The sequence below is a fragment of the Marinovum sp. PR37 genome (assembly GCF_028807375.1).
Taxonomy (GTDB): Bacteria; Pseudomonadota; Alphaproteobacteria; order Rhodobacterales; family Rhodobacteraceae; genus Marinovum; species Marinovum algicola.
Map to the genome: position 1 here is coordinate 13,218 of NZ_JARAML010000009.1, position 21,211 is coordinate 34,428.

A 21,211-nucleotide genomic window follows, 5' to 3' on the forward strand; every position below is an offset into this window, starting at 1 on the left:
AACCGCCGCTCCCGAGGGAACGGCGGCCAAAATCGGTGCGGGGTGCGCGCGCGATCAGCCGTCGAGGCTGTCGAGCCATGCGATCAGGTTGGCCCGGTCCTCGGCGTCCTTCAGACCCGAGAAAGACATCTTGGTGCCCGGTGCAAAATCCCTGGGATTCTCGAGGAAGGCTTGCAGGTTTTCCGGTGTCCAGACATCGGCGACGGCGACAAGCGCGCCCGAATAGCCAAAGCCGGCAACAGAGCCCACGTCACGGCCCACAACACCGAACAGGTGCGGGCCGGTGCCGTTCGCGCCGTCCTCGACCTTGTGGCAGGCGCGGCATTTGCCCCAGACGCGTTCGCCCTTGCCCGGATCGGCCGCGGCCAGAAGTTCGGCGAAAGGTACGGCCTCTTCGGCTTCGCCGCTGGTTTCTTCTTCGCCGGTATCGATGACATAGGCCTGCTCTTCGCCGCCATGGCCGCTACCGGTTTGATAGATCTCTTCCGCCGCCCATTTGCCGAGCAGGAAGATCAGGAAAGCGCCGCAGAAGCCCCCCAGAATCTTGGTCGAGGTCATTGTATCCATAACACGCGAGTCCCTTAGCTTGGTCTTGTTCGGGGTCTTACGGCTTCCCCTTCGCGGAGGCAAGGTATAGAAACCGCGACGAAACGCCCGGGGCCGGGCCGAAATATGGAAAATCAGCCATGACAGGACGCATCGCCTTTCAAGGGGAGCCCGGAGCCTACAGTCACGAAGCCTGCCGTGACGCACGGCCGGATATGGAGCCGCTGCCCTGCGGCAGTTTTGAAGAAACCATCGCCGCAGTGACGTCCGGCGCGGCCGAGCTGGCGATGCTGCCGGTCGAGAACACCACCTATGGCCGGGTGGCCGACATTCACCGCCTGCTGCCGCAGAGCGGGCTCAGGATCGTCGGCGAAGCCTTTGTGCGGGTGCATGTGAGCCTGATGGCGCATCACGGCGTGCAGATCGAGGATGTCGAAACGGTGCGCGCGCATATGGTGCTCTTGCCGCAATGCGCCGACTTCCTGAAGACCTATGGCATCCGCGGCGAGGCCGCCGCCGACAGCGCCGGGGCCGCCGCCGAACTGGCCGAGAGCGGTGACCGGCGCTCCGGTGTGCTGGCCTCGGACCTTGCGGCCGAGATCCACGGGCTGCACATCCTCGCGCGCCATATCGAGGACCATGCACACAACACCACGCGTTTCCTGCTGATGGGGCGCGAGCCCGACATGTCGCGGCGCGGCGATCACGGCATGCTGACGACCTTTGTCTTTCAGGTGCGCAACATTCCGGCGGCGCTGTACAAGGCGATGGGCGGCTTCGCGACAAATGGCGTCAACATGACCAAGCTGGAAAGCTACATGGTGGGCGGGTCGTTCACCGCGACGCAGTTCTATGCCGATATCGAGGGCCATCCCGACGATCCGGCGGTGCAACGCGCGCTGGACGAGTTGGATTACTTCACCGACATGCTGGAAATCCTCGGCACCTATCCGCGCGATCCGCGGCGCGATTGAGGCGTCCTGCGGTTGCCGTCGACTGGGACGGTGGCCGATCGGCGGGGGCTAGATCAGCAGGCTGGCGGCCCCTTCGTGCCGCAACAGCCAGACCTTGGTTTCCACGCCGCCCTTTGCCGAGAATCCGCCCAGGCCCGAGGCCCCGAGAATGCGGTGACAGGGGATCAGCACCGGGATCGGATTGGCGCCGCAGGCCTGACCGATGGCTTGAGCCGGCACCTGCATCTCGCGCGCTAGATCGCCATAGGTGCGGGTTTCGCCAAACGGGATGGCCTGCATCGCGGCGCAGGTGCGGCGGGTGAGGTCTGAGCCGCGCGGCGTGAGCGGCAGATCAAAGCTCTGGCGGGCTCCGGCAAAATAGGCGTCAAGCTGGCGCGCGGCCTCGATCAGCAACGGATCGTCATCGCAGCCGCCGGCCCGCCAGTGCAGGGCGGTGATGGCGCCGTTTTCCGCTTCCAGCGTCACGGGGCCGAGGGTTGTGGTCAGGCTGCGTTCCGGCATGGAGGCAGATTGGCCTGTCTTGGCGGCAGGCTCAATCCGGTTCCTGCGGATATCAGGCGTTTTCCAGCTTGTCCTGGGTGCGGGTCTCGAAATCCTCGGCCGCGTGACGCTCGTGCAGTTGCGACGAGAGGTCGCCGCCGGTGCGGTTGACCATGCGGCCGCGCCGTACCGCGGGGCGGGCGTCGATGCGTCTGGCCCAGTCCATCACATGGGCATAGCTCTCGACGTCGAGGAATTCGGCGGCATTGTAGAGCCGGCCCAGCACCAGCTGGCCGTACCAGGGCCAGATCGCCATGTCAGCCAGGGTAAATTCGCCGCCGACCATCCAGTCGCGCTCGGCCAGGTGCCGGTTCAGCACGTCGAGCTGGCGCTTGCTCTCCATGGCATAGCGGTTGATCGGATATTCGTATTTCTCCGGCGCGTAGTTGTAGAAATGGCCGAAGCCGCCGCCGAGGAAAGGCGCGCTGCCCATCTGCCAGAACAGCCAGGACAGAAGCTCGGCCCGATGCTCGGGCGCGCCCTGGAAGGCATTGCCGAATTTCTCCGACAGATGCAGCATGATCGCCACGGATTCGAACACCCGCACCGGGGTCTCGCCCGAGCGGTCCATCAAGGCGGGGATCTTGGAGTTCGGGTTGATCTCGACGAAGCCCGAGCCGAACTGATCGCCATTGCCGATGCGGATCAGCCAGGCGTCGTATTCGGCGGCGTGGCCGGCGGCCAGCAGCTCTTCGAACAGCACCGTGGCCTTGACCCCGTTGGGCGTGCCCTGGGAATAGAGCTGGAAGGGATGTTTGCCGACCGGCAGCTCCTTGTCATGGGTGGGGCCGGCGATGGGGCGGTTGGTCGAGGCGAACTGGCCGCCGTTTTCCTGATCCCATGTCCATACCTTGGGGGGCGTGTAGCTGTCGGTCATCGGTCCGTCCTTGGATTGCGTCTTGGTGCAGACCTAGGGCGTAGCGCGGGTTCAGCCAAGGTCTGCACAGGGCTTGTGCGTTTATATGGGGGCTTTGCCCCCCGGCCTGCGGCCGCCCCCCAGGAATATTTGGGGCCAGAAGAAGCCGGGGGGCGGTTCGGGATCGCTCAGGTCAGCGCGGCGTTGCAGCGGGCGCAGGTGGCGGGGTGGGCATGCGTGCCGACGTCGGGCAGGATCTTCCAGCAGCGCTGGCATTTCTCGCCTTCGGCTTTCTCGAAGACCACGCCGACGCCGTCGATCTCGGGCAGGCGGAAGGCCTCGGCCGGTTGCGGATCGCCGGTCAGCGACATGCCGGAGGTGATGCAGATGTCGTCGAAGTTGATCGACGTCAGCGCCGCCAGCATCTCCTTGTCGCGGATATGGACCACCGGGGCCGCCTCGAGCGAGGCGCCGATCACCTTGTCGCTGCGCTGGATTTCCAATGCGGCGGTGACCACGCGGCGGGCCTGGCGGACCTTGGCCCATTTCGCCGCCAGCGGCTCGTCGAGCCAGTCGGCGGGGGTTTCCGGGATGTCGGTCAGGTGGACCGAGCTGTCCTCGCCGGGGAAGCGTTCGAGCCAGACCTCTTCCATGGTGAAGACCAGGACCGGTGCCAGCCAGGTGGTCAGCCGGTGGAACAGCAGGTCCATGACGGTGCGCGCGGCCCGGCGGCGCTGGGTGTCGCCGTCGCAATAGAGCGCGTCCTTGCGGATGTCGAAGTAGAAGGCCGAAAGCTCGACCGTGGCGAAGTTGAACAATTGCTGGAAGACGCCCTGGAAATCGAACGCCGCATAGCCCCTGCGCACCACATGATCGAGCTCGGCCAGCCGGTGCAGGATGTAGCGCTCGAGCTCGGGCATCTCGGCGGGTGCGACCCGGTCGCTTTCCTCGAAATGCGACAGCGCCCCCAGCAGGAAGCGCATGGTGTTGCGAAGCCGTCGATAGCCGTCGGCCACGCCCTTGAGGATCTCGGGCCCGATGCGCTGATCGGCGGTGTAATCGGTCTGCGCCACCCAGAGGCGCAGGATGTCGGCGCCGTATTGCTTGACCACCTGGTCGGGGGCGATGGTGTTGCCGAGCGATTTGGACATCTTGTTGCCCTTCTCGTCCAGCGTGAAGCCATGGGTCACCACGTTGCGATAGGGGGCACGGCCGAGGGTGCCGCAGGCCTGCAACATCGAGGAATGGAACCAGCCGCGGTGCTGGTCGGTGCCCTCCATGTAGACATCGGCGATACCGTCCTCGGTGCCATCCTCGCGGTCGCGCAGCACGAAGGCATGGGTCGAGCCTGAATCGAACCAGACGTCGAGGATGTCGAAGACCTGATCCCAGTCGTCGGGGTTGTGATCCGCGCCCAGGAAGCGTTCCTTGGCGCCGTCCTTGTACCAGGCGTCGGCGCCCTCGGCCTCGAAGGCTTCGAGGATGCGGGCGTTGACCGCCTCGTCCCGCAGCAGGAACGCGGGATCGGTGGGCAGGGCGCCCTTTTTCGTGAAGCAGGTCAGCGGCACGCCCCAGGCGCGCTGCCGCGACAGCACCCAGTCGGGCCGGTCCTCGATCATCGAATAGAGCCGGTTGCGGCCGGTCCTGGGCGTCCAGTGCACGAGCTGATCGATCGAGGTCAGGGCGCGTTGGCGGATGGTCTTGCCGTATTGATCCTGGCCGTCGCCGACCTCGCGGTCGATGGCGGCGAACCATTGCGGCGTGTTGCGGAAGATCACCGGTGCCTTGGAGCGCCAGGAATGCGGGTAGGAGTGCTTGATCTTGCCGCGCGCCAGAAGGCCGCCGACGGAGGCGAGCTTGTCGATGATCTTCTTGTTGGCGTCGCCTTCGCCGCCCTTGCGCGACAGGATGTAGCTGCCGCCAAAGAACGGCAGATCGGGCCGGAAAGACCCGTCGTCGAGCACGTTGTAGGTGATGACCTTGTCGAGCATGTTCAGGTCACGGTAGAGCTCGTATTCCTCCATCCCGTGGGAGGGCGCGCAATGCACGAAACCGGTGCCTTCGGTATCGGTGACGAAATCGGCGGCGCGGAAATCGCGCGGCGCGTCCCATTCGCCGTTCGCGCCCTCGGCGCCCGCCAGCGGGTGCAGCAGGGTCAGCCCGGCCAGCAGATCGGCGCTGACGCTGCGGACACGGGCGTACTGATCCTCGTTCAGGCGGGCGCGCTTGAAGACATCGGCGGCCAGGTTGTCGGCCAGCAGGAAGCGGTCGCCGGGGGCGGCCCAGCACTCCTCGGGCGCGCCGGTCACCTCGTAGAGCCCGTAAGAAATGTCGCGGCCGAAGACCACGGCCTTGTTCGAGGGCAGGGTCCAGGGGGTGGTGGTCCAGATCACCACATGCGCGCCGATCAGGTCATGGGCGACTTGTTCCTCGGCGGCCATGACGGCGCGGCCTTCCTCGGCCTCGGTCTCTTCGCCGGCCAGCGTCAGGTCGGGGAAATCGACATTGGAGACGCGGAACTTGACCCAGACGGTAAAGCTCTCCTTGTCGTGGTATTCGACCTCGGCCTCGGCCAGGGCGGTCTTTTCCACCGGTGACCACATCACCGGCTTGGAGCCCTGGTAGAGTGTGCCGTTCATCAGGAATTTCTGGAACTCTTCGGCAATCACCCGCTCGGCGTGGAAATCCATCGTCAGATAGGGCGCGGGCCAGTTGCCGGTGACGCCCAGCCGTTTGAATTCGTCGCGCTGGACATCGACCCAGCCTTCGGCAAAGCGGCGGCATTCCTGGCGGAAATCGATGACCTCCACCTCGTCCTTGTTCTTGCCCTTCTTGCGGTATTGTTCCTCGATCTTCCATTCGATCGGCAATCCGTGGCAGTCCCAGCCGGGGATGTAGCGCGCGTCGAAGCCCATCATCTGGTGGCTGCGGACGATCATGTCCTTGATCGTCTTGTTCAGGGCGTGGCCGATGTGCAGGTGACCGTTGGCATAGGGCGGGCCGTCGTGCAGGGTAAAGGGCTTGCGGCCCGCTGCACGCTCGCGCAGGCGGTCGTAGATGCCGATGCTTTCCCAGCGCTCGAGCCATTCGGGTTCGCGCTTGGGCAGGCCGGCGCGCATCGGGAAATCGGTCTTGGGCAGGTTCAGAGTGTCTTTGTACTCAGGCGTATCGGCGCACATGAAGGGCGTCCTTGTCGGTTTATTCGGATGTCAGGGGTGAGGCGGCGCGGCAGTCCATACGCCTTGTCCCGGCGGCTCGTCTGATCAGAGCGCCGGGCATGTAATTCGAATGATGATCGCGAAATGTGCCATCTTGGGGTTGCTTATAGGCGCGGGGGAAACGGGCGTCCAGTGGGCCCGGATGGCATGGGGGCGGGCGCCGGGGCGCAGGTGCACCCGATAGACCGCGCTGCAAAATGAAAGGCCGGCCTCGGTGGTGCAACTCCCCCAGGGTCATTGCGCCATCCAGGCCGGCCCGCTCTAGAACACGCACCTTCAAAGGTGCGGCGGTTTGGTCATGGGTCCGAAGACCCGCAAAAGAACTGTAAGAAACGCTCCCCCCTGAATATCGCGGCAGGCTCAGGTATCAAACGCCCGAATCCCGGATCGGCCTAGTTAATCTTCGTAAATTTTTGCTGGATTTCGTGAGTTACCTAGGGTCAAATTTCACGATGCGTGAAACTTTGGCAGAGATCTGGGCCTCCATCGACTGGGAACGCAAGATCATCGCGTTCTTTGGCGGGGTGCTGGTGATGACCCTGGCCGGGCCCTTCGGAACCTATGAGTACATGAGCTTCAACCAGAGGCTGGTGTTCTGGCTCGTGGTCTTTACCGGCGTCGGGTTTTTCATGCATGTGTTCCAGACCACGGCGCTCAAGTCGGCTTATCTGGGCCGGATGCCCAGGCTGTTGCGCCTTGGCATCGGAGCGGTGCTGGCCGGGCTGCCGGGGGCGGCGGTGGTGATCTTTGTCTACGGCGTGTTCCGCCCGGCGATGATCTCGGCCGAGGCGTTGCCTGTGATCTGGATGCAGGTGGCACTGATCGGCTGGGCCGTGGGGACCGTCGAGTTCTTTGAGTGGCGTCAGGCCAGCGCGCCGGAAGAGACGCCGACCCGGCGCACCGTCTTTCACAAACGCCTGCCACCGGCGCTGGGCGACGATATCATCTCGATCTCTATGCAGGACCATTATGCAGAGGTCACCACGCCGCTGGGTTCGCATCTGGTGCTGATCCGCCTGTCGGACGCGTTGGCCGAGCTCAAGGGCGCCGCCGGGCTTCAGGTGCATCGCTCGCATTATGTCATGACGGCACATATGGAACGGCTCTGCCGCGAGGGGGGGCGGTTGCGCCTGCGTCTGACGGACGGACGCGAGCTGCCGGTCAGCGCGCGCTACGCCGACAAGGTGCGCGTCGCGCTGAAACAGAAAGCGGCGGCGTGATCACAAGTGCGCTCCGGACCGCTGTTGTCGCGCCGGGCAATGCCCGGGGGCCGGCCGGCCCCGCTGGAACGGCCCGGATTCGCAGGGAATCACTGATGTGATCACAAATCGGCGGTCATGAGACCATAGTCGCGGTTTTTCCGCCCCGGATGGCATCGCCGGGACGCGGCGGCGACACGCCTGCAAATTTGTCGCAGGCCTCGCGCAAGATTGTTAGCGTCCCAAATCTGGCGGCCGAGCGGAAATTTACTAATTCCTGTCGGCGCGGGCAAAAATGCAAACATCTGACGTAACGGCATTTTTCGCTGCAATGGCACAAAAATTTACTGATTGACAGCGCCGCCTGTCGATTTCTTTACAGAAAAAGCCTTAAGCTTGAGTGACCCGCATCAAATTCCCGCAATCCTCTGTAAACTTGCCGCGACGTTGTTCATCGGGGCGCATGGAGGAGCCATGCTGCGCCCCGGCAAAGGGAAAAAAGGGGGACCACATGCCCAACGATCATTCCGCACGCCAGTACCATGTCGACGCAGCCAAATATCAGGAAATGTATGCCGCATCGGTTGCTGATCCGGAGGCGTTCTGGGCCGAGCAGGGCAAGCGTATCGACTGGATCAAACCCTACAGCCAGGTCAAGGATGTGAGCTTTGCCCCCGGCGACATTCACATCAAGTGGTATCACGACGGCACCCTGAACGTTTCCGCCAATTGCATCGACCGCCATCTCGAGACCCGCGGCGACCAGACCGCCATCATCTGGGAGCCGGACGACCCGGAGGAGCCGGCGCAGCACATCTCCTACAGGGAACTGCACGCCAACACCTGCAAGATGGCCAATGTGCTGACCGATCTGGGCGTGACCAAGGGCGACCGGGTGGTGATCTACCTGCCGATGATCCCCGAAGCCGCCTATGCCATGCTGGCCTGTGCCCGCATTGGCGCGATCCATTCCATCGTCTTTGCGGGGTTCTCGCCCGATGCGCTGGGTGCACGGGTCAACGGCTGTGACGCCAAGGTTGTGATCACCGCGGACGAGGCCCCCCGCGGCGGCCGCAAGACGGCGCTGAAATCGAATGCCGATGCCGCGCTGGCGCAATGCAAGGACAGCGTGAAATGCCTGGTGGTCAAGCGCACCGGCGGCGAGACCTCCTGGAACGACGACCGCGATCACGATTATACCGCGCTGGCCAAGGATGCCGCCGACAGCTTCGATCCGGTCGAGGTCGGCGCCGAGGATCCGCTTTTCATCCTCTACACCTCGGGTTCCACCGGTCAGCCCAAGGGCGTGGTGCATTGCTCGGGCGGCTATCTGGTCTACGCCGCGATGACGCATGAGATCACCTTCGACTACCACGATGGCGATATCTACTGGTGCACGGCGGATGTCGGCTGGGTCACCGGCCACAGCTATATCGTCTATGGGCCGCTGGCCAATGGCGGCACCACGCTGATGTTCGAAGGCGTGCCGACCTACCCGGATGCCAGCCGCTTCTGGCAGGTCTGCGAAAAGCACAAGGTCAACCAGTTCTATACCGCGCCCACCGCCATCCGCGCGCTGATGGGGCAGGGGCCGGAGTTTGTCGAGAAATGCGACCTGAGCGATCTGCGCCTTCTGGGCACCGTGGGCGAGCCGATCAACCCCGAGGCCTGGAACTGGTACAATGAGGTTGTCGGCAAGGGCAATTGCCCGATCGTCGACACCTGGTGGCAGACCGAGACCGGCGGCCACATGATGACGCCGCTGCCCGGCGCGCACGAGCTGAAACCCGGCGCCGCGCAACAACCGTTCTTCGGCATCGAGCCCAAGGTGCTCGATCCGCAGACCGGCGAGGAAATCACCGGCAATGGCGTCGAGGGCGTCCTGGTCATCGCCGACAGCTGGCCGGGGCAGATGCGCACCGTCTGGGGCGATCACGAGCGGTTCGAAAAGACCTATTTCTCCGACTACAAGGGCTATTACTTCTCCGGCGACGGCTGCCGCCGCGACGAAGACGGCGATTACTGGATCACCGGCCGTGTCGACGACGTGATCAACGTCTCGGGCCACCGGATGGGCACCGCCGAGGTCGAAAGCGCGCTGGTGGCGCATCCCAAGGTCGCCGAGGCCGCGGTGGTGGGCTATCCGCATAGCATCAAGGGGCAGGGCATCTATTGCTATGTCACGCTGATGTCGGGCGATGCACCGACTGACGCGTTGCGCAAGGAGCTGCGCGATTGGGTCCGGCAGGAGATCGGGCCGATCGCCAGCCCGGATCTGATCCAATGGGCGCCGGGCCTGCCCAAGACCCGTTCGGGCAAGATCATGCGCCGCATCCTGCGCAAGATCGCCGAGAACGATTATGGCGCGCTGGGCGATACCTCGACGCTGGCCGATCCGTCGGTCGTCGATGACCTGATCGACAACCGGATGAACCGGGACTGATGGGCATGGAAGCTTCTGTGCAGACCCGTCCCGCCGTTCTGATCCTTCTCGGGCCTCCGGGCGCCGGGAAGGGCACCCAGGCCCGCAAGCTCGAAGAGACCTTCGGGCTGGTGCAACTCTCGACCGGCGACCTTCTGCGCGCCGCCGTGGCCGCCGGCACCGAGGCCGGCCGCCAAGCCAAGGCGGTGATGGAGGCCGGCGGGCTGGTGTCCGACGAGATCGTCATCGCCATCCTGCGCGACCGGCTGGCCGAGCCCGACACCGCGCGCGGCGTCATCCTCGATGGCTTCCCGCGCACAAGTGCGCAGGCCGAGGCGCTCGACCGGCTGCTCGACGAGAGCGGCCAGAAGATCACCGCCGCGATCTCGCTCGAAGTGGAGGATGCGGCCATGGTGACGCGGATTTCCGGCCGCTACACCTGCGCCGACTGCGGCGAAGGTTATCACGACAGCTTCAAGCAGCCGGTCGAGGCCGGGATCTGCGACAAATGCGGCGGCACCGAGTTCAAGCGCCGGGCCGATGACAATGCCGAAACGGTGGCGTCGCGGCTTGCCGCCTATCACGCGCAGACCGCGCCGCTGATTGCCTATTACGACGGCCAGGGCGTGCTGAAGCGCGTCGATGCCATGGGCGAGATCGGCGCCATCGCCGCCGCGCTCGAAGAGATTGTCGCCAAGGCCCGCTAGGGCCGGGGCGACAGACCAACCTACGCACAATCTGCGTTGGAGCAACGCGGGGGGCCTCGGCCGCCCGCGCACAGGGAAGGTGCGTCCGCGCCATGGTGGCCGGATGCTTTGGAGAGAGAGGGGAGAGACCGACATGTCGGACAACTCTGAAAACAATGGCTACTGGCAGGCGAATATTCGTCTCGTCAAGATTTGCCTGGTCATCTGGGCCCTGGTGTCCTTCGGCTTCGGCATTCTGCTGCGGCCGATGCTCGGCGGCATCCCGGTCGGCGGCACCGACCTGGGCTTCTGGTTCGCCCAGCAGGGATCGATCATCGTCTTCCTGGCGCTGATCTTCTTTTACGCCTGGCGGATGAACAAGCTCGATGCCGAACACGGCGTCGACGAGCAATAAGGGACGGAGATCATGGATCAATTTACCATCAACCTGCTGTTCGTAGGCGCCTCTTTCGCGCTCTACATCGGCATCGCGATCTGGGCCCGGGCGGGCTCGACCTCGGAGTTCTATGCCGCAGGGCGGGGCGTGCACCCGGTCACCAACGGCATGGCCACGGCGGCCGACTGGATGTCGGCGGCCTCCTTCATCTCGATGGCCGGCCTCATCGCCTTTACCGGCTATGACAATTCCACCTACCTGATGGGCTGGACCGGTGGCTATGTGCTTCTGGCGCTGCTGCTCGCGCCGTATCTGCGCAAGTTCGGCAAGTTCACCGTGTCCGAGTTCATCGGCGACCGGTTCTACAGCCCCACCGCGCGCATGGTGGCGGTGATCTGCCTGATCGTCGCCTCGACCACCTATGTGATCGGCCAGATGACCGGCGTCGGCGTGGCCTTTGGCCGCTTCCTCGAGGTGTCGAACACCGCCGGCCTCCTGATCGGCGCCTGTGTGGTCTTTGCCTATGCGGTCTTTGGTGGCATGAAGGGCGTGACCTACACCCAGGTGGCGCAATACTGCGTGCTGATCATGGCCTATACGATCCCGGCCGTCTTCATCTCGCTGCAACTCACCGGCAATCCGATCCCGGCGCTGGGTCTCTTTGGCGATCACGCCGCCAGCGGCGAACCGCTTCTGGCCAAGCTTGACCAGATCGTGCAGGAGCTCGGGTTCAACGAATACACCGCGCACCATGGCGACACCTTCAACATGGTGCTCTTTACCCTGTCGCTGATGATCGGAACCGCCGGGCTGCCGCATGTGATCATGCGCTTCTTTACCGTGCCCAAGGTGTCGGACGCGCGCTGGTCGGCCGGCTGGACGCTGATCTTCATCGCCCTGCTGTACCTCACCGCTCCCGCGGTCGGCGCCATGGCGCGGCTGAACATCACCGAGCAATTCTGGCCCAATGGCACCGAAGGCCAGGCGGTCTCGGTCGAGCAGATCGAAACCGACGAGACCTATGCCTGGATGCAGACCTGGCAGAAGACCGGCCTGCTGGGCTGGGAAGACAAGAACGGCGACGGGCGCATCCAGTACTACAACGATGCCAACCCCGAAATGCAGGAACGTGCGGCGGCCAACGGCTGGGACGGCAACGAGCTGACCAACTTCAACCGCGATATCCTGGTGCTGGCCAACCCCGAGATCGCCAACCTGCCGGGTTGGGTGATCGGTCTGGTCGCTGCCGGTGGTCTTGCGGCCGCGCTGTCGACGGCGGCGGGCCTGCTGCTGGCGATCTCCTCGGCGGTCAGCCATGATCTGCTCAAGGGCCAGCTGACGCCCAACATGTCGGAGCGCGCCGAGCTGATGTCGGCCCGGATCGCCATGGCGGTGGCCATCGCGGTGGCGACCTACCTGGGGCTCAACCCGCCGGGTTTTGCGGCGCAGACCGTGGCGCTGGCCTTCGGCCTCGCAGCGGCCTCGATCTTCCCGGCGCTGATGATGGGCATCTTCTCGAAGCGGGTGAACAACACCGGCGCGGTTGCCGGCATGCTGGTCGGCCTGCTGGTGACGCTGGTCTACATCTTCCTGCACAAGGGCTGGTTCTTCATCCCCGACACCAACAGCTTTACCGACGCCGATCCGCTGCTCGGCACGGTCAAGTCGACCTCCTTCGGGGCGATCGGCGCCCTGCTGAACTTCGGCACCGCGATCCTCGTGTCGAAGCTCACGGCGGAACCGCCGAAGCACATCCAGGAACTGGTCGAAAGCGTGCGTGTGCCGCGTGGCGCAGGTGCGGCCGTCGAAGGCCATTGAGATGGTGCGGCCCGGTATCCCCCGCGATATCGGGCCGACCTCTGGCGGCGTGCCTCGGTTTCCCGGGCGCGCCGCCGTCATTTGCTGTAAGCCTTGATCCAGAGCAAGGCGGGGCGACCGGACATGCCCCGAACCGGACCCGACACACAACCAGAGGCGCCCATGGCCCTTGAGACGACCAGCACGCTGGCATTCCTGCAATCGGTCCACCCCTATGACGCCATGGCGCCGGACCGGCTGGCGCAGGTGGCGGCGGCGATGACGCCCGCCGGCTTTCAGCCCGGCGCGCCGATCTATGCGCTGGGCGAGGTGCTGGCCGGGCTTTGTCTGATCGTCTCGGGCGAGGTCACGATTTCCGATGCCAACGGCGTGCAGGTCTCGGCACTGGGGCCGCGCAACTCCTTTGGCGAACGTGGTCTGCTGCGCGACCGGCACGCCGTCACCTCGGCCCGCGCCAAGACCGCGGTGCGCCTGCTCATACTGCCGGCGGCGCTCTTTGAGACGTTGCTGCGCGAGGACCGGGCCTTTGCCCGCTATTTCGATCGCGTCCGGCCGCGCCGGGCCGCCGCGCGCGACCTGGCCGAGATGCGGGTCGGCTACCTGATGGCGCCCGATCCGCTGTCCTGCCCGCCCGACACCACCGTGCAGCAGGCCGCCGCGATGCTGCGCGAGGCCAAGGTGTCGTCGATCGGGGTGGTCGAGGGGGGGCGGCTGCTGGGCATTCTCACCACCCGCGATTTCACCACCCGCGTGCTGGCCGAAGGCCTGCCGGGCGACACCCCGGTGAGCCGGGTGATGACGCCCGATCCCGCGGTGCTGAGCGTCAACGATCTGGGGTCGGACGTGCTGCACCTGATGCTCGAGCGGCGGATCGGCCATGTGCCGGTGACCGAAGCCGGCAGCTTTCACGGCATCATCACCCAGACCGATCTGACCCGGCAACAGGCGATCGGCGCGGCGGTGGTGGTCAGCGACATCGCCTTTGCCGAGAGCGTCGACGAGCTTGGCGGCTTCACCCTGCTGATCCCGCAGGTGCTGGCGCAGCTGGTGGCCACCGGCAAGCCGCATGATGTGGTGACCCGGCGGACCACCGATATCGCCGATGCGGTGACCCGCCGGCTCTTGAAAATGGCCGAGGCGGCGCTCGGCCCTCCGCCGGTGCCCTATCTCTGGCTGGCCTGCGGCAGCCAGGGCCGCCGCGAGCAGACCGGGGTCAGCGATCAGGACAACTGCCTGTTCCTGGACGACAGCGCACAGCCCGAAGACGACGCCTATTTCGCGGCGCTGGCCCGGTTTGTCTGTGACGGGCTCGACGCCTGCGGGTATTACCATTGCCCCGGGGAGATGATGGCCACCAACCCGCGTTGGCGGCAGCCGGTCGCCACTTGGCGCGGCTATTTCGCCGCCTGGGTGGCCACGCCCGACCCCATGGCGCAGATGTTGGCCTCGGTGATGTTCGACCTGCGGCCGATTGCCGGCGACGCGCGGCTGTTTGCCGACTTGCAGGCCGAGACGCTGGCGCGGGCGGCGGGAAATTCGATCTTTGTCAGCCACATGGTGTCGAATTCGCTGAAACACGTGCCGCCGCTCAGCCTGTTGCGGGGCTTTGCCACCATCCGCTCGGGCGAGCACAAGGACACCATCGACCTCAAGCACAACGGCGTCGTGCCGGTCGTCGATCTGGCGCGGGTCTATGCCCTGACCGGCCGGCTCGGCCCGACCAACACGAGGGCACGGCTTCTGGCGGCGCAACAGGCGCAGGTGATCTCGGCCACCGGCGCGCGCGACCTGATTGCCGCCTATGACCTGATCGCCCAGAGCCGGCTTGAACATCAGGCCCGTCAGATCAAGCACGGCGCCGCGCCTGACAATTTCATGGCCCCGACCAGCCTGTCCGATTTCGAACGCGGCCACCTGCGCGACGCCTTTGTCGTCGTGCGCACCATGCAATCCGCCCTCGGCCACGGCCGCGGCACCCTGGGATGACAGATCATGTTCTATGAACTTCTTGCCACGATCTTTGCCGGCCTCGCCGGCGGCGGCCTGATCTACGGGCTCAGCCGGCTGACCCGGGGGCGCATTCCGCGCTCCTGGACGATTGCCGGCGCGGCGCTGGTGATGATCGCCTTTTCAATCTGGAACGAATACAACTGGTTCTCCCGCAGCGCGGCGCAATTGCCCGACGGCGTCGTGGTGGTGGCGGCCAGCGAGAGCCGTGACTGGTATCGGCCCTGGACCTATGCGCTGCCGGTGGTTCCGCGCTTTGCCGCGCTCGACACCAATTCGATCCGACGCAACCCGGACGTGCCGCAGCAGCGCATCGCCGATCTCTATTTGATGGAGCGCTGGCGCGCGGCGGTGGGCGTCCGGATCGCGGTGGATTGCGCTCGCCCGGCGCAGGCGCGGCTCGAACAGGTGACCTATGGCGAGGAGGGGGCCATGATCAGCGACAGCTGGGAGCAGATGGCCACCGACGATCCGCTGATCGTTGCGGCCTGCGGGTAGGGGGAGCGATGACCGGGAGCACGGAAGGCGCGCGTATCCTTTTGGTGGAGGACGAGCAGAACATCGCGCTGGCGCTGAAATTCCTGATCGAGAAGATGGGCCACCAGGTGACCCATATCGACGACGGCCACCGGGCGCTGCAAGAGGTGGCGGGGCTGGCGCCGGATCTGGTGCTGCTTGATGTGACGCTGCCGGGGGCCTCGGGCTACGAGATCTGCCAGCACATCCGCGCCAGCCGTGCGCTCGATGCCACCCGCGTGCTCATTCTCACCGCGCGCGGTGCCGATATCGAACGGCGCAAGGCATTGGCGCTGGGAGCGGATGGCTTCATGTCGAAACCCTTCGAGATGTCGGAGCTACAGGCACGGGTCGCGGCGCTTCTGGCGCGGCCAAGGGAGGCGTGACCCGATGCTCGCCCGCAAGAGCCTGCGGCTGCGCGTCTTTCTGTTTTTTGTCCTGCTGGCGCTGGCCAGCCTCTCGCTGATCGCCGGCGGTCTCTGGCTGGGCTATGCCCGTGCCAGCGCGCCTCGCGACCCGGCCGGTTTCATGTTGGCGGGCGCTGTGGCGGGCTTTGCGGTGCTGGGGCTGGTGACCTGGATCTGGCGGCTCTTCGACGAAAATCTGGCCCGCCCGATGCAGGCACTGGCGGCGCAGATGCGGGTGCTGGCCCATGCCGAGGACACCCGCCTGCCGGACCCGGAAAGCGCCCGCTACCTCGGCGATCTGGCGCCCGCCGCCCAGGCCATTGCCGCGCGCCTGGCCGAGACCCGGGGCGACCTTGCCCGGGCCATCGAACGCGAGACCACCCGGCTTGCCGAGGAAAAGGCCCGGCTCGAGGCGCTGCTGGCCGATGTCAGCGCCGGCATCCTGCTCTGTTCGGCGGATCACATGGTGGTGTTCTACAATTCCGTCGCCCGCGATCTTCTGCAAGCCGGCAACGCACCTCGGCTCGATCAGCCGGTGACGGCCTGCCTGCGCGAAGGGCCCCTGCGGCATGCCCATGACCGTCTCTGCCGGCCGGGCGCGACTCAACAGGAAACCCAGTTTCTTGCCGCCACCCCGGACGGCCGGGCGATGTTCACCGTGACGATGCGGCTGGTCGGACAGGGCGCGGCGCGGGCCGGGGGCTACGCGCTCACCCTGCGCGACGTCACCGCCGAGATCGGCCTGCACGCCGAGCGCGAGGCGCTCTTGTCGGAGATGATCGAGGACATGCGCCGCAAGGCCGCCAACCTCGACACCCTGAGCCGGTTGCGCCGCGCCGGGGCGGATCCGCTGGAGCAGGCGTTTCAGCAGGAGACCCGTGATCTGGCGCAGGCGGTCGACACGTTCGGCCAGCGCTACAACGAGATTGCCCAAAGCCACTGGCCGCGCTCGGAGATTGCCGCGCGCGACCTGATGGACAGCCTGCGCGCCAGGCTGCGCGGCGACGGGCTGGCCTTCAGCACCGATCACCAGCGGCTCTTTGTGCTCTGTGACGGCTTCATGATGGTGACGCTGCTGGCACGGCTGGCCGGGCAGGTGGTGGCGCAGGGCCATGGCGCCTCGGTCGCGGTGGCGCTGGGCCCGGGCGCGACGCCGGACGAAGCGCTGGTGACGCTGAGCTGGCAGGGCAGGCCGGTGGCCCTTGGCGCGCTGGAGGACTGGCTTGCCGCGCCGCTCGACCCGGCACAGCCCGAGCTGACCGGGCGACGGGTGCTGGCGCATCACGGCACCGATGTCTGGCCGGAGGACGGAGCCCGGGGGGACGCGCGGCTCTGCCTGCCGTTGCCGCGTGTGGAAGAGACCGGCGCGCAGGGCCTGCGCGGCGCGGTCTATGATTTCGCGCTTTTCGACAAATCCCGCGCCGCGCCGCTGGCCGACCGGCGGCTGAACGAGCTGACCTATGTGGTGTTTGACACCGAGACCACCGGCTTGCTGCCCAGCCAGGGCGACGAGATCGTGCAGATTGCGGCGCTGCGGGTGGTGGGCGGACGGCTGCTGGAGGCCGAGCGGCTCGAGATGCTGGTCGATCCCGGCCGCAGCATTCCCGCGGCCTCGACCCGGGTGCATGGCATCACGCAAGCGATGGTGGCGGGCGCCCCGGGGATTGCCGAGGCCGGTCGCCAGTTGCACGATTTCGCCCGCGGCGCGGTGCTGGTGGCGCATAACGCACCGTTCGACATGGCGTTTTTTCACAAGCACGCGGATGCGATCGGGCGCCGCTTCGACAACCCGGTTCTGGATACCGTGCTGCTTTCGGCCGTGCTTTTCGGTCTGACCGAAGAGCACAGGCTCGATGCGCTCTGTGCCCGGCTTGGCGTCATCCTGCCCGAGGAGCAGCGCCACACCGCGATGGGCGATGCGCTGGCCACCGGCAGGGTCTTTGTGAAAATGCTCGGGATACTGTCAGCGCAGGGGTTTGACAGCTTTGGCCAGGTGCATGACGAGATGAAGAAGCAGATGCGGCTTTATCGGCGCTGATCCGGCGGCACGTGGGGGGCGTGCAGGGGCTGCCATCACGCCATGCAGGCGCTGCGCTTGCCCTCCTGTTTCGGGGCGGCGCGCGCGGAACCGAGGGTGTTCCGAGGCATTTGCGCGGGGCGGGCCTGTGGGATGGCCCGCCCCGACTTGGGTCAGGCGGCCCGGGCGGCGGGGCCGAAACGTTTGTAGAAGCTCTGACCCTTGGCGGCCATCTCGCGCAGGAGATCGGGACAGGCAAAGCGCGCGCCATGCGCCTCGGCCAGCTGGTCGCAGCGTTCGGCGGCATAAGGCGCGCCGATCATGTCGAGCCAGCTGAACGGGCCACCGGACCAGGGCGCAAAGCCCCAGCCGAGGATGGCGCCGACATCGCCTTCTCGGATGTCCTCGAGCACGCCTTCCTCGAGCGCGCGCACCGCCTCGAGCACCTGGGCAAAGAGCAGACGGTGCTGCACCTCGGTCAGATCGGGCTGATCCGCGGCCTGCGGGTACTGCGCCTTGACCGTTTCCGACAGCCCTTGGCGTTTGCCGGCGGCGTCATAATCGTAGAATCCGGCCTTGGTCTTGCGGCCGAGCCGGCCTTCGGCCTCCATCCAGAAGATCACCTCGTCGACCTCGCCATCGGGATAGGCGTCGCCCATCGCCGCCCGGGTGGCACGGGCGATCTTGGCGCCGAGATCGATCGAGGTCTCGTCTACCAGTTGCAGCGGGCCGAGCGGCATTCCGAGCATCTTTGCGGCATTCTCGATCAGCACCGGGGAGACGCCCTCCTTGACCATGCGCATGCCCTCGTTGATGTAGGGGATGATGCAGCGATTGGCGTAGAAGAAGCGGGCGTCATTGACCACGATCGGGGTCTTGCGGATCTGGCGGACATAATCCAGCGCCTTGGCCACCGCGCGGTCACCGGTTTGCTTGCCTTTGATGATCTCGACCAGCATCATCTTTTCCACCGGCGAGAAGAAGTGAATGCCGATGAACTGCTCGGGGCGGCTCGAGGCCTTGGCGAGCTGGGTGATCGGCAGTGTCGAGGTGTTCGACGCAAAGATGCAGTCGTCGCCGATCACCGCTTCGACCTTGGCCGTGACTTCGGCCTTGATCTTGGGGTCTTCGAACACCGCCTCGATGATCAGGTCGCAGCCCTCGAGCGCGGCGTAATCGGTGGTGGCTGTGATGAGCGACAGCGTGGCCGCTTTCTTCTCTTCGGTGGCTTTCTTGCGCTTGATGCCCTTGTCCATGTAATCGGCGGTATAAGCCTTGCCCTTGTCCGCCGCTTCCTGCTTCTGGTCGATCAGCACCACCTCGATGCCGGCGAGGGCCGAGACCAGGGTGATGCCTGCGCCCATCATGCCGGCGCCCAGTACGCCCACCTTCTTGACCTTTTGGTCGGGGGCCTCGGGGCGGTTGGCCCCTTTCTCTAGCGCTTCCTTGTTGATGAAGAGCGAGCGGATCATCGCCGCCGACGACGGGTTCATCAACACGTTGGTGAACCAGCGCGCCTCGACCTTGAGCGCGGTGTCGAAGGGCACCAGCGCGCCTTCGTAGACCGCCGAAAGCAGTGCCTTGGCGGCCGGATAGACGCCCTTGGTCTTGCCGTTGACCATGGCCGAGGCGCCGACGAAGGTCATGAAACCGGCCGGGTGATAGGGCGCGCCGCCGGGGATCTTGTAGCCCTTTTCATCCCAGGGTTTGACGAATTTCGGCTCGGACAGGATCCACTCTTTCGCGGCGGCGACGGGATCATCCGCCACCTCGTCGATCAGCCCGGCCATCTTGGCCTTTTTCGGATCCGAGAGCTTGCCTTCGAGCAGGAAGGGCGAGGCCGCCATGGCGCCCATCTTGCGCACCAGACGGGTGGTGCCGCCGGCGCCGGGGAAGATGCCGACCATGATCTCGGGCAGGCCGATCTTGGCCTTCGGGTTGTCGGCGGCAAAGACCCGGTGGCAGGCCAGCGGAATCTCGAGCCCGATGCCCAGCGCGGTGCCGGGCAGGGCGGCGGCCACCGGCTTGCCGCCCTTGTTCTTGTCGTCCATGCCGCCGCGCTCGATCTTGCGCAGGATGGCGTGCATCTGCATGATGCCGTCGAACAGCCCGCGCGCGGGATCGTCGCCGGCGCTTTCCTTCATCTTGGCGATCACGTTGAGATCCATGCCGCCGGCAAAATCCGGCTTGGCCGAGGTGATAACGATGCCCTTGACGGCGTCATCGGCCAGGGCGGCATCGAGATGGCCGTCAAGCTCGGCCAGCCCGTCGAGGGACAGCACGTTCATGCTCTTTTCAGGCACGTCCCATTCGATGATGGCCACGCCATCGGCGTCCTTGCGCAGGGTAAAATCGGTCATTCTGGCTCTCCCAAATCCTTGAACGGCGCTCACAGGCGCTCGATGATCGTTGCGGCCCCCATGCCGGACGCAATGCAGAGCGTGGCGAGACCCACGCCCTTGCCGCTGCGCTCCAGCTCGTCGAGCAGGGTGCCGATGATGATCGCGCCGGTGGCGCCCAGCGGATGGCCCATGGCGATGGCGCCGCCGTTGACGTTGACCTTGTCATGATCGACATCGAACGCCTGCATGAAGCGCAAGACGACGCTGGCAAAGGCCTCGTTGACCTCGAAGAGATCGATGTCGGAGATCGACATCCCGCTGTCGGCGAGAATTTTCTCGGTCACCGGCACCGGGCCGGTCAGCATGATCGTCGGATCGGTGCCGATCTTGGCGGTGGCGCGGATGCGGGCCCGGGGCTTGAGCCCATGCGCCTCGCCGAATTCCTTGTTGCCGATCAGCACGGCGGCGGCGCCATCGACGATGCCCGAGGAATTGCCGGCGTGGTGGATGTGGTTGATGCGCTCGAGATGCGGATATTTCATCAGCGCCACGGCATCGAAGCCGGGCATGGTTTCGCCCATGTCCTTGAAGGCGGGCTTGAGGCCGCCGAGGCTTTGCATGTCGGTGCCAGGCCGCATGTATTCGTCCGCTTCGAGGATCGGCAGCCCGTTGACGTCACGCACCGCGACAACGGATTTGTCGAACCGCTTGTCCTGCCAGGCGGCGGCGGCGCGCTTCTGGCTCTCCACCGCCAGCGCATCGGCGTCATCGCGGTAAAAGCCGTATTCGGTGGCGATGATATCGGCCGAAATGCCCTGCGGCACGAAATAGCTCTCCATCGCCAGCGACGGATCGACGGCAATCGCCGCGCCATCGCTGCCCATGGCGACGCGGCCCATCATCTCGACCCCGCCGGCGATATAGGCCCGGCCGGCGCCGCCGCGCACCTGGTTGGCGGCCAGGTTCACGGCTTCCATGCCGGAGGCGCAAAAGCGGTTGATCGAGAGGCCGGGAATGCGTTCGTCAAGATCGGAGGCCAGCACCGCCGAGCGCGCCAGGCAGCCGCCCTGTTCGCCCACCTGGGTGACATTGCCCCAGATCACGTCCTCGACGGCATGGCCGTCAAGCCCGTTGCGGTCCTTGACCGCGTTCAGGATCTGGGCCGAAAGCCGCAGGCTGGTCACCTCGTGCAGGGAGCCATCCTTGCGGCCCTTGCCGCGCGGACTGCGCAGGGCGTCGTAGATATAGGCGTCGGTCATCATGTCC

At 65.7% G+C, this 21,211-nt stretch carries 16 protein-coding genes; 10 read left to right on the forward strand and 6 right to left on the reverse strand.

Translation table 11 applies throughout. The annotated features are described in order from the left end of the window. Window positions 1-54 precede the first annotated feature (54 nt). Window positions 55-567 carry a c-type cytochrome gene (locus tag PVW49_RS09655; protein WP_074834758.1) on the reverse strand — a complete coding sequence of 171 codons (513 nt, stop codon included), beginning with the start codon at window positions 565-567 and terminating at the stop codon, window positions 55-57. Window positions 568-686: 119 nt separating this feature from the next. Between PVW49_RS09655 and PVW49_RS09660 the strand changes: the two genes are divergently transcribed. Next, complete coding sequence (locus tag PVW49_RS09660) at window positions 687-1,520, forward strand: prephenate dehydratase (RefSeq protein WP_048532466.1); 834 nt, start codon at window positions 687-689, stop codon at window positions 1,518-1,520. 48 nt (window positions 1,521-1,568) lie between these two features. Here PVW49_RS09660 and PVW49_RS09665 read toward each other — a convergent pair whose 3' ends face one another. The 3 genes from PVW49_RS09665 to ileS all read right to left on the reverse strand — a co-directional run bounded on the left by PVW49_RS09665 (window position 1,569) and on the right by ileS (window position 6,095). Then, window positions 1,569-2,021, reverse strand: coding sequence for a methylated-DNA--[protein]-cysteine S-methyltransferase (locus PVW49_RS09665; RefSeq protein WP_274590455.1), 453 nt, complete (start codon window positions 2,019-2,021; stop codon window positions 1,569-1,571). A 52-nt stretch (window positions 2,022-2,073) separates the two neighbouring features. Further along, the gene (gene yghU, locus PVW49_RS09670; protein WP_274590456.1) at window positions 2,074-2,937 is read right to left on the reverse strand and encodes a glutathione-dependent disulfide-bond oxidoreductase; all 864 of its coding nucleotides are present in this window, start codon (window positions 2,935-2,937) and stop codon (window positions 2,074-2,076) included. Window positions 2,938-3,104: 167 nt separating this feature from the next. Next, window positions 3,105-6,095 (reverse strand): isoleucine--tRNA ligase, encoded by a 2,991-nt coding sequence (gene ileS / locus PVW49_RS09675; RefSeq protein WP_274590457.1) that lies wholly within the window; start codon window positions 6,093-6,095, stop codon window positions 3,105-3,107. Between the two features lie 491 nt (window positions 6,096-6,586). Here ileS and PVW49_RS09680 point away from each other — a divergent pair, with 491 nt between their 5' ends. The 9 genes from PVW49_RS09680 to PVW49_RS09720 all read left to right on the forward strand — a co-directional run bounded on the left by PVW49_RS09680 (window position 6,587) and on the right by PVW49_RS09720 (window position 17,624). Then, window positions 6,587-7,354, forward strand: a complete 768-nt coding sequence (locus PVW49_RS09680) for a LytTR family DNA-binding domain-containing protein (protein WP_274590458.1) — start codon at window positions 6,587-6,589, stop codon at window positions 7,352-7,354. A gap of 490 nt (window positions 7,355-7,844) precedes the next feature. Continuing rightward, on the forward strand, window positions 7,845-9,776 hold the full coding sequence (gene acs / locus PVW49_RS09685; protein WP_274590459.1) for an acetate--CoA ligase: 1,932 nt from the start codon (window positions 7,845-7,847) through the stop codon (window positions 9,774-9,776). 5 nt (window positions 9,777-9,781) lie between these two features. Then, complete coding sequence (locus PVW49_RS09690) at window positions 9,782-10,462, forward strand: adenylate kinase (RefSeq protein WP_048533883.1); 681 nt, start codon at window positions 9,782-9,784, stop codon at window positions 10,460-10,462. A 133-nt stretch (window positions 10,463-10,595) separates the two neighbouring features. Further along, complete coding sequence (locus PVW49_RS09695) at window positions 10,596-10,856, forward strand: DUF4212 domain-containing protein (RefSeq protein ID WP_074834769.1); 261 nt, start codon at window positions 10,596-10,598, stop codon at window positions 10,854-10,856. 12 nt (window positions 10,857-10,868) lie between these two features. Further along, window positions 10,869-12,656 (forward strand): sodium:solute symporter family protein, encoded by a 1,788-nt coding sequence (locus PVW49_RS09700; RefSeq protein WP_074834771.1) that lies wholly within the window; start codon window positions 10,869-10,871, stop codon window positions 12,654-12,656. A 162-nt stretch (window positions 12,657-12,818) separates the two neighbouring features. Then, window positions 12,819-14,642 (forward strand): DUF294 nucleotidyltransferase-like domain-containing protein, encoded by a 1,824-nt coding sequence (locus PVW49_RS09705; RefSeq protein ID WP_274590460.1) that lies wholly within the window; start codon window positions 12,819-12,821, stop codon window positions 14,640-14,642. A gap of 6 nt (window positions 14,643-14,648) precedes the next feature. Then, window positions 14,649-15,161: a hypothetical protein gene (locus tag PVW49_RS09710; RefSeq protein WP_048532456.1), complete on the forward strand. Its 513-nt coding sequence runs from the start codon at window positions 14,649-14,651 to the stop codon at window positions 15,159-15,161. A gap of 8 nt (window positions 15,162-15,169) precedes the next feature. After that, window positions 15,170-15,565: a response regulator transcription factor gene (locus PVW49_RS09715; RefSeq protein WP_274590461.1), complete on the forward strand. Its 396-nt coding sequence runs from the start codon at window positions 15,170-15,172 to the stop codon at window positions 15,563-15,565. Window positions 15,566-15,569: 4 nt separating this feature from the next. Then, window positions 15,570-17,624: a 3'-5' exonuclease gene (locus tag PVW49_RS09720; RefSeq protein ID WP_274590462.1), complete on the forward strand. Its 2,055-nt coding sequence runs from the start codon at window positions 15,570-15,572 to the stop codon at window positions 17,622-17,624. 152 nt (window positions 17,625-17,776) lie between these two features. Here PVW49_RS09720 and PVW49_RS09725 read toward each other — a convergent pair whose 3' ends face one another. Then, entirely contained in the window at window positions 17,777-19,963 is a 2,187-nt protein-coding gene (locus PVW49_RS09725; RefSeq protein ID WP_274564860.1) for a 3-hydroxyacyl-CoA dehydrogenase NAD-binding domain-containing protein, read from the reverse strand. A gap of 29 nt (window positions 19,964-19,992) precedes the next feature. Beyond that, complete coding sequence (locus tag PVW49_RS09730; RefSeq protein ID WP_274590463.1) at window positions 19,993-21,204, reverse strand: acetyl-CoA C-acetyltransferase; 1,212 nt, start codon at window positions 21,202-21,204, stop codon at window positions 19,993-19,995. Between the last annotated feature and the right edge of the window lie 7 nt (window positions 21,205-21,211).

Coding starts and splice junctions, on each gene's coding strand:
- PVW49_RS09655 (WP_074834758.1), bottom strand. CDS start 567: ATGGATACAATGACCTCGACCAAGATTCTGGGGGGCTTCTGCGGCGCT.
- PVW49_RS09660 (WP_048532466.1), top strand. CDS start 687: ATGACAGGACGCATCGCCTTTCAAGGGGAGCCCGGAGCCTACAGTCAC.
- PVW49_RS09665 (WP_274590455.1), bottom strand. CDS start 2,021: ATGCCGGAACGCAGCCTGACCACAACCCTCGGCCCCGTGACGCTGGAA.
- yghU (WP_274590456.1), bottom strand. CDS start 2,937: ATGACCGACAGCTACACGCCCCCCAAGGTATGGACATGGGATCAGGAA.
- ileS (WP_274590457.1), bottom strand. CDS start 6,095: ATGTGCGCCGATACGCCTGAGTACAAAGACACTCTGAACCTGCCCAAG.
- PVW49_RS09680 (WP_274590458.1), top strand. CDS start 6,587: ATGCGTGAAACTTTGGCAGAGATCTGGGCCTCCATCGACTGGGAACGC.
- acs (WP_274590459.1), top strand. CDS start 7,845: ATGCCCAACGATCATTCCGCACGCCAGTACCATGTCGACGCAGCCAAA.
- PVW49_RS09690 (WP_048533883.1), top strand. CDS start 9,782: ATGGAAGCTTCTGTGCAGACCCGTCCCGCCGTTCTGATCCTTCTCGGG.
- PVW49_RS09695 (WP_074834769.1), top strand. CDS start 10,596: ATGTCGGACAACTCTGAAAACAATGGCTACTGGCAGGCGAATATTCGT.
- PVW49_RS09700 (WP_074834771.1), top strand. CDS start 10,869: ATGGATCAATTTACCATCAACCTGCTGTTCGTAGGCGCCTCTTTCGCG.
- PVW49_RS09705 (WP_274590460.1), top strand. CDS start 12,819: ATGGCCCTTGAGACGACCAGCACGCTGGCATTCCTGCAATCGGTCCAC.
- PVW49_RS09710 (WP_048532456.1), top strand. CDS start 14,649: ATGTTCTATGAACTTCTTGCCACGATCTTTGCCGGCCTCGCCGGCGGC.
- PVW49_RS09715 (WP_274590461.1), top strand. CDS start 15,170: ATGACCGGGAGCACGGAAGGCGCGCGTATCCTTTTGGTGGAGGACGAG.
- PVW49_RS09720 (WP_274590462.1), top strand. CDS start 15,570: ATGCTCGCCCGCAAGAGCCTGCGGCTGCGCGTCTTTCTGTTTTTTGTC.
- PVW49_RS09725 (WP_274564860.1), bottom strand. CDS start 19,963: ATGACCGATTTTACCCTGCGCAAGGACGCCGATGGCGTGGCCATCATC.
- PVW49_RS09730 (WP_274590463.1), bottom strand. CDS start 21,204: ATGACCGACGCCTATATCTACGACGCCCTGCGCAGTCCGCGCGGCAAG.